We start from the raw sequence: 17772 nt of genomic DNA, 5'->3' as shown, positions 1-17772 counted from the left end.
CAATGAATCTGAATCAATACATTGAAGAACTGAAAACACTGGTAAATGTCGATTGCGGCACCCGCACACTGGACGGTGTCGCCACGGTAGCAGGGATTATGCAATCGCTCTGGCAGGCTGAAGGCTGGCATACCAAGCGCGTGGATTTGGGCGATAAAGTCGGCCCGGGCCTGTTTGTCAGCAACAAGCCACACGCTGAGCAATTCGATGTCCTGCTGGTGGGCCACCTGGATACGGTTTTTGCCGCCGGTACCGTCGCCGAACGGCCAATGAGTGCAGATGAGAACCGCCTGTACGGCCCAGGCGTTTCGGATATGAAAAGTGGACTGCTGAATATTCTGTGGGCTATGCGCGGGCTGAATGAAGCTGATAAAGAAAGGCTGGCAATTGCAGTGGCGATGAACCCGGATGAGGAGACCGGGTCAGTCTGGTCGCATGAATGGATAGGCTCGCTCGCCAAACGCTCACGCTGCGTGCTGGTGTGCGAAGCTGCTCGCGCCGATGGGTCGCTGGTGAAAGCACGTAAAGGGATGGCCGGTTATCACCTCACCTTTACTGGCGTGGCAGCGCATGCGGGCAACGAACCAGAGAAAGGCCGCTCGGCCATTAACGCTCTTGCCCAAAGCATCCTCGCCATCAATGCGCTGGCAGACACCGCTCGCGGCACCACGCTCAATGTTGGCGTGATTCAGGGGGGCAGCGCAGCAAATGTAGTTGCGGACAGCGCGGGAGCGGAACTGGATGTCCGCTTCTGGGAAAACGACGAATATGATCGGGTGCATTACGCCCTGAGATCACTGTGCGAAAAAGGGTTTCTCGACGGTGTAACCACCACGCTGACCCGCGTGAACCATAAACCGGCGATGGCGGCGAGCGAGGGGACGCAATACCTGATGCAGCATGTTGAAGCGGCGGGAAAAGAGGAAGGCATCGCCATTAGCTGGCAGGCCGTGGGCGGCGGCAGTGATGCCAACCATACCGCAGCACTCGGTATCCCAACGCTCGATGGTTTAGGGCCGATTGGTGCAGGTTTCCACAGCCCGGCAGAGTGGCTGGATAAAGCGTCGATTGAACCACGAATTCGCTTACTGAAACGGGTGGTCTCAATGCTGTAAAGTTCTGTCCCGGCCCTTTTACTTATGCGTATGGAGCCGGGACCGTACAGGTTACCCCAATACCCGGGTACTCAACCGGCAGGTACAGCAGCGCCGCCCTTGCTCGTCGAACACCACAATCTCCCAGCTTTGGGTCTGCTTACCGAGGTGTAGCGGCTGGCACACGCCGCGCACTTTCCCCTGTGACACCGCGCGATGATGGGTGGCGTTAAGCTCGGTACCCACGACACACTCACCTTCACGGGTCATCAGATAACCCGCCATCGACCCCAGCGTTTCCGCCAGCGCGGCTGATGCGCCGCCGTGCAGTAGACCAAACGGCTGATGCGTACGCGCATCCACCGGCATGTCGGCCTCCAGCGTGTCGTCGCCGAGCCGGGTATACACGATGCCCAGATGTGCCACCATCGTCGCCGCACTGGTGGTGTTCAGCTCTTCAAGCGATAAATGTCGAATCCAGATCATCACGCCCCCAGCGTCGAGCCGCCGTCCACCACGATATCCTGCAACGTGATGTGGCTGGCGCTATCCGAGGCGAGGAACAGAATGGTACTGGCAATCTCCTGCGGGCGCGCAATTTTACCCAGCGGAATGCCGAGCTTAAACTGCTCGCCGAAGCCGCGAATACGTTGCTGTTCCGCGTCGTCACTGACCCACAGCGTACGCTGCATATCGGTATCGGTCGAACCCGGTGAAACCAGATTACAGCGCACGCCGCTGGCCGAAAGCTCCAGTCCGACGGTCAGCGCGAGGCTTTTCAACGCCGCTTTTGACGCGCCGTACGCGCTCATGCCGATGCGTGGCGTGTGTGCGGCATCCGACGCCACGGTAACAATCGCCCCGCCCTGCTGCTGGCGAAACTTCGCCATCGTCTGCTGGAACAGGTTGAACGCCCCGCCGACGTTAACCGCAAACGTCTGCTGCCAGTCGGACAGGCTCAGGGTATCCGTGTCACCCATGCGCAAAATCCCGGCGGCATTCACCAGCACGTCAAGGCGCGCCAAATCATGCAGCAGCGGCGCGCAAACCAGCATCACCTGCTGCGAGTCCGCCACGTCCATTTTTATCGTGGTGAACGGATAGTCGGCCTGGTCGAATGCCAGATCAAACCCGGTCACCTCTGCGCCCGCCTCAGCAAACGCCTGCGCAGTGGCGAAGCCAATGCCTTTGCCCGCGCCGGTGACCCATACGGTTTTGCCGTGAAAATCGAATCCGGCCATCACTTAACCTCGCGGGACAGCAGCGCCCACCAGGCATCAATCGTGGGTTTTTTGGCTAACATCACAAAGTCGATATCCGCATGGACTTTGCGCCAGCGCGTCGCCAGGGCCATCATCCGCACTGAATCCAGACCGTAATCAATCAGGTTTTCGTCATCCTGCGGCTCGTCGGATTCATCCAGCAGCGGCAGAATGGCAGCCCGCAGCGCCGCTTTTGACGCAGGCAACGGCAGCAGTTCTTCGGTCATCACTACCCGACCGGAACGGCCCGCGACGTATTTCAGCGACATCAGATGTTCTTCGCGGCTGAAATCCGCCAGCGCATCGGCAACGAAAAACGGTTTGATGTCGCGCATAAACGCGTCGGTGGCGGTCGTCATGCAGCCGATGTGCGCGTAAACGCCGGTGATAATCAGCTGATTACGCCCGGTCTCTTTCAGCATTTCTTCCAGCGGCGAACGATGGAATGCGCTGTAGCGCCATTTCACCAGCACGGTGTCGGCTTCATCCGGGGCGAGTGCGGTAATCACGCGCTGCTGCTCCGGCGAGCGGGTCAAACCCGGCCCCCACATGTCGTTCAGCAGTGCCCGGTCTTCGTCGCTCTGCTCTTTCGGCTGGGCGGTGTAATAGACCGGAATGTTGTTCTTTTTGGCGAAGTCGCGCAGGGCTTTGATGTTCGCCACCACGGTTTCCATCATCGCGCTATTTTCACCCCAGAAATTGAGGAAATACTCCTGCATATCGTGGATCAGCAGCGCCGCACGGGCAGGTTCAAACACCCAGTTAACTTTGTTGGCCGGAATATCAGCGGCGGTTGGCAGTGCGTAGGCCTGCAGTTTTGGAATTGCCATACTCTTCTCCTTCAGGCCAGGGTGCGGTTCGCAATCCACTGACGTAATTGTTTTTTATCAACTTTCCCGACCGGCGTCAGCGGCAGTGCGTCCACGCACTCCACGCGATCCGGCAGTTTGAATTCTGCGACGCCCTGTTCACGCAGGAAGCGGCGTACCGCCACCGCCCGTAATGGCGTTTTGGTCACCAGCCAGGCGCAGCTCTTTTCGCCGAGCAGGCTGTCTTCCATGCTGACCAGCGCCGCATGAATCACCTCGTCGTGGCGCAGCAGCAGGTTTTCAACCTCTTCGGCGGCGATCTTTTCACCCCCACGGTTGATCTGATCTTTCTCGCGGCCCTGCACGGTGACGTAGCCGTGTTCATCGATCGAAATCAGATCGCCGGAGCCGTAAAATCCGTTGGCATCAAAGGCGCTGGCGTTGTGCTCCGGGCTTTTGTAATAGCCACGGAAGGTGTACGGCCCTCGGGTCATCAGGCGACCCACTTCGCCGCGCGGCAATGGATTACCGTCAGCATCGGCCACCCACACTTCGTCGTCGGGCGACATCGGGCAGCCCTGGGTGTTGATAATGCGTTCCGGAGGATCGTCGAGCCGGGTATAGTTCACCAGCCCTTCCGCCATGCCAAATACCTGCTGTAACTGACAGCCAATTTCTGCTGGGATACGCGCCGCCAGCGTGGCCGACAGACGCGCGCCGCCCACTTGCAGCAGCGTCAGCGAGGCTAATGCCGCATTGCTGTTCCATTCGTGAATCGCCTGTAGCCACAGGCTTACTGCCGGAGGCACCAGCGCCGCGACGGTAATCTGATGCTGTTCAATCAGCGGGAAACAGAGTGTGGCGCTTGGGTCCGCCGCCAGAATCACGCAGCCCTGGGCGAGGAAAACGCCGAGCGCACCAGGGGAACTTAACGCGTAGTTATGCGCCGCAGGGAGCGCACACAGGTAGCGCGTGTTCTGGTCAAAGGCGCAAATCTCATTGCTGCGACGAATGCTGTAGGCGTAATCGTTGTGGGTGCGCGGGATAAGCTTCGGCGTCCCGGTACTGCCGCCGGAGAGCTGGAAGAATGCCACTTCACCCGCGCCGGTCGGCGTCGCCACGAAGTTGTCAGCCGGATGCGCTATCGCCGCCGCCAGATTGTGCTCGCCGTCGTCATTATGCAGCAAAACCGCTCGCACGGAACGGTGCGCATCGACGAAGGCGTTGAGGAACACGTCGTCGGCAAACAGCGCATGCTGGCGGTCAGCAATCAAAATGGCCGGTTCGATTTGCGCGGCATAGGCCTGCAGTTCGCTGCGCTGATGGCTGAACAGCGCATTCACCGGCGCCACGCCGATGCGCAGTAAAGCGAAAAAAGTGACGTAAAATTCTGCCACGTTGCCCAGTTGCACCAGCGCGGTATCGCCCGTTTTCAGCCCCTGACGCTGCAACGAAGACGCGAGGTTATCCACTCGCTCGTTGAGTTCGCGATAGCTAAAACAACGAGCGCCGTCGATCACCGCCACGCTTTCGCAGTCTGCATGACGCGTCAGAAAATCGGTCAGCGGTCGATCCTGCCAGTAGCCTTTCTCGCGGTAGCGGGCCGCTAAATCGTCCGGCCAGGGCGTAAATGCAACACTCATCATTAATCCTTAATTAAGGCCAAACACATTCAGCATGGTGGTGAGTTTGACGCCGGTTTCGCGCCATTCACCGAGCGGTGAAGAGGCAGGCACAATGCCCGCGCCAGCAAACAGACGAATGTGGTTGGCGCGCACTTTCGCGCAGCGGATGGTGACCACCCATTCGCCGTTGCCTTCGGCATCGCACCAGCCGACGATGCCGCCGAAAAGCTCGCGTTCGAATGGCTCCAGTTCGGCGATCAATTGTTTGGCGACGTCATGCGGGAAGCCGCTCAGCGCCGGAGTCGGGTGCAGCAAACAGGCCAGTGACAGCGCGTTTTCATCCGCTTTCGCTTCGCCTTCAATCGGCGTCGCCAGATGCCACAGCGTCGGGGTGGTGATGAGCTGCGGTGAGGACGGCAGCGACAGCATTTCACTGCGCGGCGTCAGGACGTTCTTCATCGCCTGGGTCACTAAATCGTGCTCATGGCGATCTTTCTGTGAAGCCAACAGACGGTTGCCCGCTTCCCGGTCCAGCACGTTATCAGGCTGACGACGGGCAGAACCCGCCAGCGGCAGCGAGCTGAAATGCGCCCCCTCTTTGCGCAGCAGCAGCTCTGGGCTCGCGCCCAGCAACACACCGCCGTCGGGCAGCGGCACGTGGAAGTTGAAGCTCGCCGGGTTCTGCGCAATCAGGCGTTCCAGCAGTGCGCCGGTGTCCACATTCACGTCGGTGGTCAGTTCAATCAGACGCGACAGCACCACTTTGTCAACTTTCGGGGTGGCGGTCAGCTCCGCAGCGCTCGCCACCATTGCCATAAACAGCTCCTGCTCAGGAATGTCCTGACGCGCCTCTACCTGCATCGGTTTCATGCTGGCGGCATACGGCGCGGAGTGCTGCTTAGCGGTGCGGGAAAACGCCGCGCTGCGTTGGGGAATAAACAGCGCGGAAGGCTGAGTGGTATCAAACGGAATGGCACCGACCAACATCGGGCGGGCGATACCGGCCGCTTTGGCGTCAGCAAAGGCGCTGGCGAGGGTGCGCTGGAACGCGCCCGTCAGATCTTCACCGCCTTCCACGGGCTGTTCGATACGACGAAAACAGCCGGAGGTGGTGAAACTGCGGTACGGCGACATAAAAAAGAAGCTATCAGGTGACAGCGTTGGTGCGACTTCCTGCCCGGCGTCGGCCAGTGACGTTTCCATATCATCCTCCAAAACGATAAAGATATTACGAATAATTATCATTTATATTTTGGTTCGGTAAGCTAAAAGTAAAACGCCCCCTTGTCAACTTCAGACTGATCATTCGGCTTGCATCTGTGGCACACTGAAGTGAAAATGAGATTCATTAACATCAACCAAACAGGACTTTGACGTCGTGAAATTCCCCGTTTTCCTCCGTAATACCCTGCTGTTTTCCGGGCTTTGCCTTTTAGGATTAACCTCATCCTTCGCCGCCGACTGGCCGCGTCAGGTCACCGATAGCCGAGGCGCGCATACGCTAGAGCACAAACCACTGCGCATTGTTTCCACCAGCGTAACCCTCACCGGCTCGCTGCTGGCGATTGACGCACCGGTTGTAGCCAGCGGGGCAACCACCCCGAACAACCGCGTGGCCGACGAGCAGGGTTTTCTGCGTCAATGGGGCGAGGTGGCGAAACAGCGCAAACTCACCCGGCTGTATATCGGTGAGCCAAACGCCGAAGCGGTTGCCGCGCAAATGCCGGATTTAATCCTCATCAGCGCCACCGGTGGGGATTCTGCGCTGGCCCTGTACGATCAGCTGTCGACCATCGCCCCAACGCTTATCATTAACTACGACGACCAGAGCTGGCAGGGTTTGTTGACTCAGCTTGGGACCATCACCGGACAGGAAAAACAGGCCACCCAACGCATTGCGCAATTTGATAAGCAGCTCGCGACGCTCAAACAGCAGATGAAACTGCCGCCGCAGCCGGTCAGCGCGCTGGTGTACACCGCCGCAGCGCACAGCGCCAACCTGTGGACGCCGGAATCCGCGCAGGGAAAATTGCTCGAACAGTTAGGCTTTACCCTTGCGCCGCTGCCTGCCGGGCTGCACACCAGTCAGAGTCAGGGCAAACGGCATGACATCATTCAGCTTGGCGGGGAAAATCTGGCGGAAGGCTTGAACGGTCAGTCGCTGTTCGTGTTTGCCGGGGATCAGAAAGATACCGACGCCATCGAAGCGAATCCGCTGTTGTCGCACCTCTCCGCCGTGCAAAACAAGCGGGTGTATGCGCTCGGCACCGAAACATTCCGCCTCGATTATTACAGCGCGATGCGGGTATTGCAGCGCCTGGAAACCTTATTTGGCTGATGACCGTGCCCGGTGGCGCTACGCTTACACGGGCCGACAAGACACCTTCTGGAAGCCCGGCAGCTGGCGCCGCCGGGCAAATATCCGCCATTCAGGCCGTTGCCGTTTGCTGGCGGAAGCGGCGCAACTCACCCAGCAATAGCACCAATATTACGCCGACAATCGCTAACGCCCATCCGCTGGCGGATGCCGCCGCGACCGGTGTGAGCATTGCGCCAAACCCGCCTAAAATCGCCGCGCCGATGGCATCGCCGGTGACGTTCTGCGCCGTCCACAAACCGTTAATTCGGCCGAGCATCGCTTCCGGGGTTTGCGTCTGAATCAGGGTGTATTGCAGCAGCGAACTGATGGCGCTCAACCAGCCAAACAGCGCCAGACACAGCGCGCCCAGCGCCCACACTGGCATCAGGCTGAACATCCCAATCGCCACAAACGAGCCCACCGTGGTGAACAACATGATTTGCCCCGGCTTTTCGCTACGCGCCAGATTGCCGCTGGTCAAGGCGCCAAACGCCGCGCCGAGCGGGATCGCCGCATACAGCAAGCCAATCTGCGCCGCCGACATCTGCCAGCTCATCGCCAGCGCCGGATACAGAACGCGTACCGCGCTGGCCATGGTCACAAGAGCGCCGAGCAGCGCGATACCGCCAATCAGCGGGCTGTTAAACAGGAAACGCAGCCCGGCCATAAGGGATTTCAGCGGATGCTCTCGCGGCGATGGCGGCGGGGGCAACTGCGGCAGGCGCAGTAATGTCAGGGTGGTGATAAAGGTGCCGAGCGCGGCCAACAGGTAGTTCCAGGAGAAACCGCCGCTCGCCAGCAGCAGCCCGCCGACCATCGGTGAAATCACCGAACCCAGACGCACGGTGAGCATCGTAATCGCCCCCGCCTGCATCAGGTTCTCGCGCCCGACCAGCGCAGGCGTCGCCGCCAACAGCGCGGTCACGCCAATCGATGCAAACAAGCCGTCCCAAATGCCAAGCAGATAAATCGCCAGCAGCGACGGTTCAGGCAACAGCGCATTGAGCCACAGGCCTAGAAAACCAATGCCGCAGGTGCCGCGCGCCAGCAGAATCAGCTTTTTGCGTTCGTAGCGATCAGCCAGCACGCCGCCAAGCATCAGGCCAATAAACATCGCCGCGCCGGTGAGCGTCACCGCCAGCCCGACGTGCCAGGTGGAATGGGTCAACGACTGGATTTGTACCGGCACGGCAACGCCGAGCAGGCCAAGAGAAAGAATGGAGATAAAACGGGCAATAAAGACGGCGCGAAACGCCGGATGAGTCTTGAGCAGGCTGAGATTCAACAGCCAGGATTGTCTTTGCATGACGGGGCCTTCAACGAACTTTCGGTACCATTTCCGGGGCCGCACATGCTAACATAGGCGAATAAGATCGAGAACGATAATTACTATCATTATCACATCATGGACGTTGCTATGTCGTTTTCTCCCGCCGCGCTGCGCGCCGTCGCCGTGCCCGGATTACTCATTCTGCTTATTGTCGCTGCCGCGATCAGCCTGCTGATTGGCGCTAAACCGCTGCCGCTGAATGTGGTTTTCGACGCCCTGTCCGGCAGCTGCCAAAGCGCCGATTGCACCATTGTTCTCGAGGCACGATTACCGCGCACCCTCGCCGGTCTGTTAGCGGGCGGAGCACTCGGCCTCGCGGGGGCGCTGATGCAAACCCTCACCCGTAACCCCCTGGCCGACCCCGGCATTCTTGGCGTTAACGCCGGAGCCAGCTTTGCGATTGTGCTGGGTGCCGCACTGTTTGGTTTCACGCTGCCGCAGGAACAGCTACTACTCGCCTTTTGCGGCGCGCTGATTGCCTCGCTGCTGGTGGCGTTCACCGGCAGTCAGGGCGCTGGCCAGCTTAGCCCGGTACGTCTGACACTGGCGGGCGTTGCGCTCGGCGCGGTGCTGGAAGGTCTGTCAAACGGCATCGCGCTGCTCAATCCCGATGTCTACGATCAGCTGCGTTTCTGGCAGGCCGGGTCGCTGGATATTCGCTCCCTCGACACGCTGAAAGTGGTGCTGGTGCCGGTGGTTATCGCCACCGCCGTGGCGCTCGCTTTAAGTCGTTCACTGAATAGCCTGAGCCTCGGTGCGGATACCGCCACCGCACTCGGCAATAAAGTGGCGCGCACCCAAATTCTTGGCCTGCTGGTGATAACCGTCCTGAGCGGCAGCGCCACTGCTCTGGTGGGGCCAATTGCGTTTATCGGGCTGATGGTGCCGCATATTTCGCGCTGGCTGGTTGGGGGCGATCACCGTTGGTCACTTCCGGTCACACTACTCGCTACGCCTGCCCTGCTGTTGTTTGCCGATATTATTGGCCGTCTGCTGGTGCCGGGTGAGCTGCGCGTGTCGGTGGTGAGCGCCTTTATCGGCGCGCCGATGCTTATCTGGCTGGTGCGCCGCCAGCCGTCGCGCGGAGGTGTCGCATGATGGCCCCTTCCCGCCGACTGGTTGTTAGCATTGGGTTGCTGATTGTGGCGAGCCTGGCTATCAGCCTCTGGAGCCTGCGCAGCGGCGTGGTCACGCTGGATTTCAGTCAGGTTATCGCCGCCCTGTTCGGCGACGCGCCGCGCAACGTGACGATGGTCGTCACCGAATGGCGTTTGCCACGGGTGCTGATGGCGCTACTGGTCGGCGCTGCACTGGGCGTCAGCGGCGCAATTTTCCAGTCGCTGATGCGCAACCCGCTTGGCAGCCCGGACGTAATGGGCTTTAACACCGGCGCCTGGAGCGGCGTGCTGGTGGCGATGGTGCTGTTTGGTCAGCATCAGACAGCGATTGTTTTCGCTGCGATGGCGGGTGGAATTGTCACGTCTTTGCTGGTCTGGCTGCTGGCGTGGCGCAACGGAATTGATACCTTCCGGCTGATCATTATCGGCATTGGCATCCGCGCGATGCTGATGGCGTTCAACACCTGGCTGTTGCTGAAGGCCTCACTGGAAACTGCGCAGTCTGCCGGGCTGTGGTTCTCCGGGTCACTCAACGGCCTGACGTGGGCAAAAACTACTCCCGCAGCGCCCATTCTGCTGGTGATGCTGGTCTTTTCCGCGCTGCTGGTGCGCCGTATGCGGCTGCTGGAAATGGGCGACGACAGCGCCTGCGCGCTCGGCGTACGAGTCGAGCGGTCGCGCTTATTGATGATGCTGGTGGCGGTCATACTGACCGCAGCCGCCACCGCGCTGGCGGGGCCAATTTCCTTTATTGCGCTGGTGGCCCCGCATATTGCGCGGCGCGTCAGCGGCACCACGCGTTGGGGTTTGACTCAGTCGGCGCTGTGTGGCGCGCTGCTGCTAACGCTTGCTGATTTCAGCGCGCAGCGGCTGTTTATGCCTTACCAGTTGCCAGTGGGTGTGGTGACCGTCAGCCTGGGCGGTCTGTATCTCATCGCCTTGCTTATTCAGGAGTCCCGTAAAAAATGACCGCTTCCACCGCCCGCCTGCGTGGCGAAGAACTAACGCTGAGCTACGGCAAAAAAGTGATTGCCGAGGGGCTTAACGTTGCCATTCCAGACGGTCATTTTACCGCGATCATTGGTCCCAACGGCTGCGGAAAATCGACGTTGTTGCGCACCCTAAGCCGCCTGATGACGCCGCAGCACGGCCAGGTTTTTCTCGACGGCGAACAGATCCAGCGTTTTGCCAGCAAAGAAGTGGCGCGGCGAATCGGCCTGTTGGCGCAAAACGCCACGACGCCGGGAGACATCACGGTGCAGGAGCTGGTGGCACGCGGCCGTTATCCCCACCAGCCGTTGTTCACCCGCTGGCGCAAGGAAGACGACGACGCGGTGAACCATGCGATGCAGGCCACCGGCATGGTAGAACTGGCGAATCAGAGTGTGGACACGCTGTCGGGTGGCCAACGTCAGCGGGCATGGATTGCGATGGTTCTGGCGCAGGAAACGGCGATCATGCTGCTCGACGAGCCGACGACCTGGCTGGACATCAGTCACCAAATTGATTTACTGGAACTGCTGAGCGAACTCAATCGTGAGCGCGGATATACGCTGGCGGCGGTGCTGCATGATCTCAATCAGGCGTGTCGCTATGCCACGCATTTGATTGCCCTGCGTGACGGGCAGATTGTCGCCGAGGGTGCGCCGAAAGAGATTGTGACTGCGGAGCTTATCGAGCGGATTTACGGTTTGCGCAGTCTGATTATTGAAGACCCGGTGGCAGGTACACCCCTGGTTGTACCGTTGGGAAAACGGTAGTCCCTCAACAGAACCTTCATCCCGGCTCTCTCCTCAACGTGGCGAAGAAGAAAAACAGCGCTCCGGTATCCGGGGGAGAAAGCCGTGACTCATCGCGAGCGTGAAAAACGGCACCGGGCGATCCTTTCCCCTTTTCATTCCGTGAATTAAAATAAGCACTCGTTGCCTGCCAGACACTCTGAAAATAAATTCTGGGTCAGCTTTTGATCTTTTAATCCATTGAGGAAATGCAGTAATTCACAATCGGAATAAAGATTAAATTTGGTCATGATCATCCGTTTATGCGCGTATACGGTTTTCACGTTGAGCTGCAAATCGCTCGCGATTTTTTCCGTATTATACCCGCGATAAAAATGGGCGGCGACTTTAACCTGCTGCGGCGAGAGCGTTCGGTGCAGGCAATACTGGCAATTACGCCTGATATTTTTACAGCCAGCCAGAGTGCTATCCCCCCAGCCACGGACAATTGCCGCCCGGGTTTTAATCAGGCTTTCGGCCCGGTTGATAAACACAATATTATTGACGCATAACGGCAATTCACCAATATGTGGGTTGGTATTCCCTTCATAAATGCCGAGCAATAAACTGTCTGGTTTGCGCTCGCGTAATATCGGATTGCAAATATAGCTCTCTCCTGGTTCAAAGTATTTCACGATAATATCCGCGATGGCCACGTGCGCTTCGGTCAGGGTCAGGAGTTCAATCAGCCTACCTTCTTCATGCAAAAAAATCTGTTCAAGAAAATTCTCCATTCCTTTTTGGTATAATGTGTTTTTATCGCCTATCACTATCTGTAACATTTCCCCCTCCTTACAAACAGCACGATCAAATAAGACCCATTATTGATAAACAAATGTCGCCTGAAGTGTCGCGATAATGGTTCCCGACGTCGATTGCCCCTTGGCATACACCCGACTTTGTAGATTAAAGGTTGCGGTACGGTCCGCCTGAATAGGCAGTGTTATTGTGGTGCCAGGCCCTTGTAAGGTGCTGGCTTGAAAAACTTCTACCGCAACGTTGGTTGCCGTCCCGGTGTTCAGATAGCGGCCTGGCGCGTCAGCATCTTCTGTTCCACCAAAGGTCAATATCGCGTTAGTGGTGGCCGCCGGGCAAGACTTCACAACGAGATGAAAAGGAACCGCGGTCGACACCTGCCCGGGAGTCGCGAGATCGGTAGATGGAACAGCCCCCAGATTGACATTCTGGTCTGAGTTGGCTGTATCCAGAGTGCAAGGCGAGGCAAGGACTCTTCCGGTGATATTCACCACCACCGTATCGGCATACGCCATTGAACTCAGACAACTTAGTGTGAGCAGTGCTACCCCGACGAATAAACAGCTATTTTTCATCACTCTTTCCTTTGTTCTGTCTGGTCCGTCATAGCTAAATCCATCAATCTTACTGATAGGTCATCGTTAATGTGGCGGTAGCATTAGCGCTCCCCGCAGCCATATTTGCAGTTGTACGGAAATAACGTGCCGTGAAAGGTAAATTTTCCGTCCCACCATTGGAAAACCTAACGGGCATATGCGTACCCAGTGGCATAGGGGTCGTCCCATTTAATATTTGAATTCCCACCCCCTGAGAAGCACTGGCGGTCCCATAATTATCTATTTGCAGCACACCATCCGCTGTGGAATTATTATCCTGAACACCATTGAGCTGAGCGTAAATATACACCCCGGACTGACAATTCAGCCCCACATTAAATAATTGTTCTTTTGCAGTGCTTCCTGTTACGGGCAAATCTTCTGGCGAGACGTCGGCCAGTCTAACATTCAGGCTTGCCGTTGTTACATTACAAGTACTGGCTGTTATATTTAATGTAAAACTGCTGGACTGAGCAAACCCTTGCCCCATTTTCGTACCTATCGAATCTAACATATAAGCACCGACCAGATACAATGGTGGAATAGTATATACTCCCGGAGTTAACGTTCCCGTGGAGATGAATTTTATTTTTACATCAACATTAATAGCATTGCCTTCAGACTGCCCGGTGTTAGATAAAAGCGTAAAAGTGCCAGTCCCTGGAATGGGCACAAAAACACCGCTGGTGCCTGCTTTAATAGCAGCAATAAATCCTACCCCCGTAACCCCTGAAACTAAAACAGGATAGGTGATCCCATTTTCAGTATAGGTCATACCGGTTGATGAATTATAGGAATTAGCGCTAATCGAATAGATAGGCGAAGGGCAATTAGATGCAAAAGGCGAATTCATTTCAATCCAGTCACTAATAACAGCCCCCATTGGCACACCCGCAGATGGCATATTATAGGTTTCGGTAGGCACGGTAACTAATGCTGTATTTGCTGTGCAGCCTTCAGCCTGGGCTATATTTACAATCAGCCCACCACTCAGTAACACGAGAACAAATATAAAATGTATTAATCGTTTCACACTCTCGACCTCAGTGACAACGCGCTGTCAGCGTCTGAACACTCGCAGCATCAGTTGTTGTTTGCGCCAAGGTGAAGCTCACTTGGCATTTTTGATCCGCGCTGTTGCCCCATTTCGCCGCCAGCGTTCCGCTGTTCGCGAGCCCGGTCAAATACACTTGCCCCGCGTCTCCGACGATAAATCCCTGCGCATTATTTTGTGCCAGGTCCGTCACCAGGGTGCCAAAGGGAACCGGCATACCATTTGGTTTTAACAACGTCATCAGCGCCCGTTGTCCAACATTGGCAATGTAGCGTGCCCGGACGACAGCCCCCCGCGTGGGCACTACGCTCTGGGTGGTCAATGTGAGATCAACGTTATCGGGCAGCGTTTCCGTATTGAGCTGTATGGCATTCCGGCGATATGGGCTGGTGTAAGGCACAATGGCATAACCTCTCCAGTCCGTTTTCACCCCAGTCTGGTTAACGATGCCAATTGCTTTTGCACCCGGAGCCTCAACTAGCGTCACGGTCTCACCCATCGGTTGGCCAAAGGTCACGCCATTCTCGTGCACCACAATTCCACCCTGTAAGCCGTAGTTAACGCGCTGTGTATTGTTGTCGTAGGCGTATCCACCGGTTACTTCGCCATAAGTAGCCCGATAATCAGCATTGAGGTTGCCGCTATTGCCCACGCCCTGGCTGCCGTACCCTTCCTGAACGCTCCAGCTCAAATTCTTGTCTTCCAACGCCGTGCCATTCAGACCCACGCTTTGGGTCGTATTGCCCTTTTTGCTGGTGTTGAGTGTATAGCTGGCATAGGTATTCGGCATAAATGCGCTGAGCGGCACGTTAATATTGAGGCTAAAGACCTGATCGCGGTCGTACACGCGACTGACTTGCGTCCCGTCGGTGGTGACCGAGTTCTCGTTATAGCTATAGTTCAGGCCGTAACTGACGCCGTTCCACGAATTGTTGTACCCCGCACCGATCGAACGCATGGTCCGGTCGCTATTCCAGTAGTTTTCGCTGATCCAGCTCACGGATAACGAACCGGCGTTTTCCCACAGGTTCTGACTAATGGTCAGCTCACTGCGGTTGCGTCGACGCTCCGGTAATGACAGCGCGTTATTGCCTTCGTCACGCCAGGTATTCAGCACTTCCTGCAGGCTGTAGAAGCCACTCGTCGAGTAGCGATAACCCGCAATCGCAAAGTTAGTGCCGGTCTGGACGATATTTTTGCTGTAACGCACCCGCCATGACTGACCGCTGTCTTTGCCCTGATCGTGTAAATCGGACCATGCCTGAGTGACATCGGTGGACAATGCCCCGAAGTCACCGAGGTTTTTACCTACGCCGAGCGCCATGGAGCGATAGTGATTTGCGAACTGGCTCCCACCGTAGGCGGTAAACCCTTTCGGCAAACCATAAATTAATGTGGCCTGGCTGAAAGACGTATTGTCGACGCTGTGGTCATAGGAACGATACTGTCCACCGGTGATGCTGTATTTCAGGCGACCTTCGCGTTGCAATACCGGCAGTGAGGCAAACGGCACCACGGTGATATGTTCGCTGCCATCTGCTTCTTTGATGGTCACGTACAAATCGCCGGAGCCACCGGTCGGGTACATGTCGTTGATTTCAAACGCACCGGGCGACACGTAGCTTTGGTAAATGATGTAGCCGTTCTGACGGATGATGACCTGCGCGTTAGTACGGGCGATGCCGCGCACCACAGGGGCATAACCTTTCTGGCTGTCAGGCAACATATCATCATCAGAGGCAAGCTGAGCGCCCCGGAAAGGCACGCTGTCAAACACATCAGACGGTGATGTGCTGTCGCCCATCACTAGCTGACTTTTCAGCGAAACAATGCTGCGTGCGGCATAGGTATAAACCGTATCCCACTTGTCCTGACCACTGCTGTCGCGACTCCAGGTGGTGTAGTTTCGCAACCGCCACGGACCGATGTTGATACCTGGACGCAGGTTGGCATATTGGCTGTCGTTATCCCGCCCGTTACCGCTTCGGGCATAATTATTCGCCCCGCTCACACTGTAATTGAGCAAAAAAGCGGGGATGCCGTTGTCCCATTGCGTTTCAGGCACGTAGCCGCGAGCACTCTGTGATACCGCCATCTGCGGAATACTCAGCAACAGCTGCTGGCCGCTGAAGCGGAACTCCGCTTTAGCCTGGGGAATCGCCCCGAGCTGAGCGCATTTGGCGCTGTTATCGCCCAATCCCGGGAATAACGCGGTTTTGACCCCCATCTCATTCAGTTCAGCCACGCTCAGGCATGGCTGCAAACTCGTGTTACCCGAGATGTCTTTTTGCAGGCTGAATTCAACGTCACGTGTATCCTGAAAATCGTTGTTCAGATAAATATCGACGTGATAAATACCCGGCGGCTGGCCTGCTCCGTTTTCAAAAACGGAGAGATCCGTCGTCCCCTGGTGAGGCGCGTCCACTTCCAGCAGCGCCGGGTTAAATACATCACGCGCCAGGGCGCTGAACGGAAAACAGCCCATCAGCACAAACTGCCCGGCAATCAAATACGCCAGCTTGCTTACTCTGAGTTCGGGCATGTGCCTGCCCTGTTTAATATTGCTATTCATCCATTCACTCCTGCCCCGCAGGGACTGTCCTGACAAAACATCTTTTGCTTTTCAGCTGTGTTTTTATGGGGTCGTTGCTTTTACATTGAGCTCTTGTGTTCCGGGCCGATGGCGCCGTAATCACTGATAATTTTCCAGCTGACGCTGCCGCCGCTAACGCCGGATGGCAGATCAAATTTCGCCGTACTTTGAGGGCCGACCCACGTCACGTTTTTCAGCGCCTTCCCCGCCACGCTGATTTGCATAAAGTTCATGTAAAACGGCGTTGGGTTGGTGACCAGCACGCTGTCACCGCTGTGCTGCCATGTGAGCTGGTGGGTCACGTCTTCAGGCGTGCCTTTCAGACCTGTCGGGCGGTAGATGAGCTTGATTCGCGTTTTGACCGCAATTTGCAGGGTGTTCTGATTAGGAGTGACCTCTGCGGCAGGAATCGCTTTGATGTTCATCCAGTACAGGGATTCTCTGTCGTTTGGCAGATTGCCGCCCGCACGGACCACGCGCAGAACGTTCTGCTGTCCGCCATCCAGACGAAACAGCGGAGGGGTCACCATAAAGGGGGCTTTCTCAACGCCACCGGAGGTGGTATCAACCCAGGACTGCACCAAATAAGGTGCCTTGTCGGGGTTACTGACGCTCAGTGAAGACTCCTTCTTACTCCCGTCATAAATCAGACGTGTGCCGCCCACAATCACACCCGCCTGCGCGAAGGTTGATGTGACCAGCAGTGCCGTCAGTATCAAACCCGTAAAAATTTTCATATCCGTTTCCTGTCGAGGAGATAAAAAATGGCCGGCACTGTTACCGCCGGCCAGTGAACTAATCTCCAGCCCTGACGGGCGTCGTATTAGTTGTAAATAACGCTGAAGTTAGCGACAGAGTTGGCTGGGCCTGCGGTTACGGTCGCGGCTACGGATTTGTAGCGAGCGGTGAACGGCAGGTTATTCATGGTGCTGCCAGACTGCAGCGAGTAGGCCATTGATTGCTGGGCCAGAGGCAGTACCCCACTTTGGTCAGAGATCTGGATGCCCACGCCCGTTGCCACTCCTACGCCTTGAGTCAGCGCCAATACGCTGTTATCGCCATTCAGCGCCGCGCCGTCGAACTTGATGCTGGCGGTAGAAACGGAGATCGGGCAGTTTGTCAGCTGAATGTTGAAACCTGTCACTGCGGCGGTATCGCCGGCGTTCACAAACTCAGATTTAGCCACCTGCCCCAGGTTCACCTGCAGTGGGTTAGAGACGGTGTTGATAACATCGCAACCCGCATCGATAATTTCGCCAGTGAAATTAACCTGGCCAGACGTAGCGAATGAGTTAGCCGCAGACAGCACAGCGGTCGCCGCGATAGCCATAGCGATTACATTATTTTTCATAATAATTTCCTTTATTGTATAAGTTGTGCCAACGAATTCAGGCAATA

Annotated in this window: 17 protein-coding genes; 5 read left to right on the top strand and 12 right to left on the bottom strand. The window is 56.8% G+C overall.

Annotated elements, in window-relative coordinates; genetic code table 11:
• The first annotated feature begins 2 nt into the window (after window positions 1-2).
• Entirely contained in the window at window positions 3-1115 is a 1113-nt protein-coding gene (locus tag MUU46_RS16860; RefSeq protein ID WP_258966120.1) for a M20 family metallopeptidase, read from the top strand.
• A gap of 51 nt (window positions 1116-1166) precedes the next feature.
• Here the strand turns inward: MUU46_RS16860 and entH are convergent, their stop codons facing one another.
• From entH to entC, 5 genes are read right to left on the bottom strand one after another with little or no spacing between them, the layout of a single operon-like run.
• Window positions 1167-1580: a proofreading thioesterase EntH gene (gene entH / locus MUU46_RS16855; protein WP_258966119.1), complete on the bottom strand. Its 414-nt coding sequence runs from the start codon at window positions 1578-1580 to the stop codon at window positions 1167-1169.
• Window positions 1580-2335 carry a 2,3-dihydro-2,3-dihydroxybenzoate dehydrogenase EntA gene (gene entA, locus MUU46_RS16850; RefSeq protein WP_258966118.1) on the bottom strand — a complete coding sequence of 252 codons (756 nt, stop codon included), beginning with the start codon at window positions 2333-2335 and terminating at the stop codon, window positions 1580-1582. Before entA ends, entH begins: the two co-directional genes overlap by 1 nt.
• Entirely contained in the window at window positions 2335-3186 is an 852-nt protein-coding gene (locus tag MUU46_RS16845; protein WP_258966117.1) for an isochorismatase, read from the bottom strand. Before MUU46_RS16845 ends, entA begins: the two co-directional genes overlap by 1 nt.
• Before the next feature lie 11 nt (window positions 3187-3197).
• Window positions 3198-4808 carry a (2,3-dihydroxybenzoyl)adenylate synthase EntE gene (gene entE / locus MUU46_RS16840; protein WP_258966378.1) on the bottom strand — a complete coding sequence of 537 codons (1611 nt, stop codon included), beginning with the start codon at window positions 4806-4808 and terminating at the stop codon, window positions 3198-3200.
• A gap of 9 nt (window positions 4809-4817) precedes the next feature.
• Entirely contained in the window at window positions 4818-5993 is a 1176-nt protein-coding gene (gene entC, locus MUU46_RS16835; RefSeq protein ID WP_258966116.1) for an isochorismate synthase EntC, read from the bottom strand.
• A gap of 175 nt (window positions 5994-6168) precedes the next feature.
• Here entC and fepB point away from each other — a divergent pair, with 175 nt between their 5' ends.
• On the top strand, window positions 6169-7128 hold the full coding sequence (gene fepB, locus MUU46_RS16830; protein WP_159754614.1) for a Fe2+-enterobactin ABC transporter substrate-binding protein: 960 nt from the start codon (window positions 6169-6171) through the stop codon (window positions 7126-7128).
• A gap of 91 nt (window positions 7129-7219) precedes the next feature.
• Here fepB and entS read toward each other — a convergent pair whose 3' ends face one another.
• Window positions 7220-8455, bottom strand: a complete 1236-nt coding sequence (gene entS / locus MUU46_RS16825) for an enterobactin transporter EntS (RefSeq protein WP_258966115.1) — start codon at window positions 8453-8455, stop codon at window positions 7220-7222.
• Window positions 8456-8566: 111 nt separating this feature from the next.
• Here entS and fepD point away from each other — a divergent pair, with 111 nt between their 5' ends.
• Genes fepD through fepC form a run of 3 tightly spaced genes read left to right on the top strand, consistent with a single transcriptional unit; the run spans window position 8567 to window position 11357 of the window.
• The gene (fepD, locus tag MUU46_RS16820) at window positions 8567-9577 is read left to right on the top strand and encodes a Fe(3+)-siderophore ABC transporter permease (RefSeq protein ID WP_159754620.1); all 1011 of its coding nucleotides are present in this window, start codon (window positions 8567-8569) and stop codon (window positions 9575-9577) included.
• Window positions 9574-10566: an iron-enterobactin ABC transporter permease gene (gene fepG, locus MUU46_RS16815; protein WP_258966114.1), complete on the top strand. Its 993-nt coding sequence runs from the start codon at window positions 9574-9576 to the stop codon at window positions 10564-10566. Before fepD ends, fepG begins: the two co-directional genes overlap by 4 nt.
• Window positions 10563-11357, top strand: coding sequence for an iron-enterobactin ABC transporter ATP-binding protein (gene fepC, locus MUU46_RS16810; RefSeq protein WP_159754626.1), 795 nt, complete (start codon window positions 10563-10565; stop codon window positions 11355-11357). Before fepG ends, fepC begins: the two co-directional genes overlap by 4 nt.
• Before the next feature lie 146 nt (window positions 11358-11503).
• On the opposite strand, the gene MUU46_RS16805 is transcribed toward fepC, so the two are convergent.
• The 6 genes from MUU46_RS16805 to MUU46_RS16780 form a co-directional block, all read right to left on the bottom strand.
• On the bottom strand, window positions 11504-12145 hold the full coding sequence (locus MUU46_RS16805; protein ID WP_258966113.1) for a LuxR C-terminal-related transcriptional regulator: 642 nt from the start codon (window positions 12143-12145) through the stop codon (window positions 11504-11506).
• A gap of 51 nt (window positions 12146-12196) precedes the next feature.
• Window positions 12197-12706 carry a fimbrial protein gene (locus MUU46_RS16800; protein ID WP_159754632.1) on the bottom strand — a complete coding sequence of 170 codons (510 nt, stop codon included), beginning with the start codon at window positions 12704-12706 and terminating at the stop codon, window positions 12197-12199.
• A 49-nt stretch (window positions 12707-12755) separates the two neighbouring features.
• Window positions 12756-13760 (bottom strand): fimbrial protein, encoded by a 1005-nt coding sequence (locus tag MUU46_RS16795; protein ID WP_258966112.1) that lies wholly within the window; start codon window positions 13758-13760, stop codon window positions 12756-12758.
• A 10-nt stretch (window positions 13761-13770) separates the two neighbouring features.
• Window positions 13771-16323, bottom strand: a complete 2553-nt coding sequence (locus MUU46_RS16790) for a fimbria/pilus outer membrane usher protein (protein ID WP_374685014.1) — start codon at window positions 16321-16323, stop codon at window positions 13771-13773.
• 110 nt (window positions 16324-16433) lie between these two features.
• Window positions 16434-17111, bottom strand: coding sequence for a fimbrial biogenesis chaperone (locus tag MUU46_RS16785; RefSeq protein WP_258966111.1), 678 nt, complete (start codon window positions 17109-17111; stop codon window positions 16434-16436).
• Between the two features lie 86 nt (window positions 17112-17197).
• Window positions 17198-17725 carry a fimbrial protein gene (locus MUU46_RS16780; RefSeq protein WP_159754643.1) on the bottom strand — a complete coding sequence of 176 codons (528 nt, stop codon included), beginning with the start codon at window positions 17723-17725 and terminating at the stop codon, window positions 17198-17200.
• Window positions 17726-17772 lie beyond the last annotated feature (47 nt).

This window comes from Scandinavium tedordense (genome assembly GCF_024764965.1).
Lineage (GTDB): Bacteria > Pseudomonadota > Gammaproteobacteria > Enterobacterales > Enterobacteriaceae > Scandinavium > Scandinavium tedordense.
The sequence above is the reverse complement of the archived record's forward strand: the minus strand, read 5'-3'. Positions and strand labels throughout refer to the sequence as shown.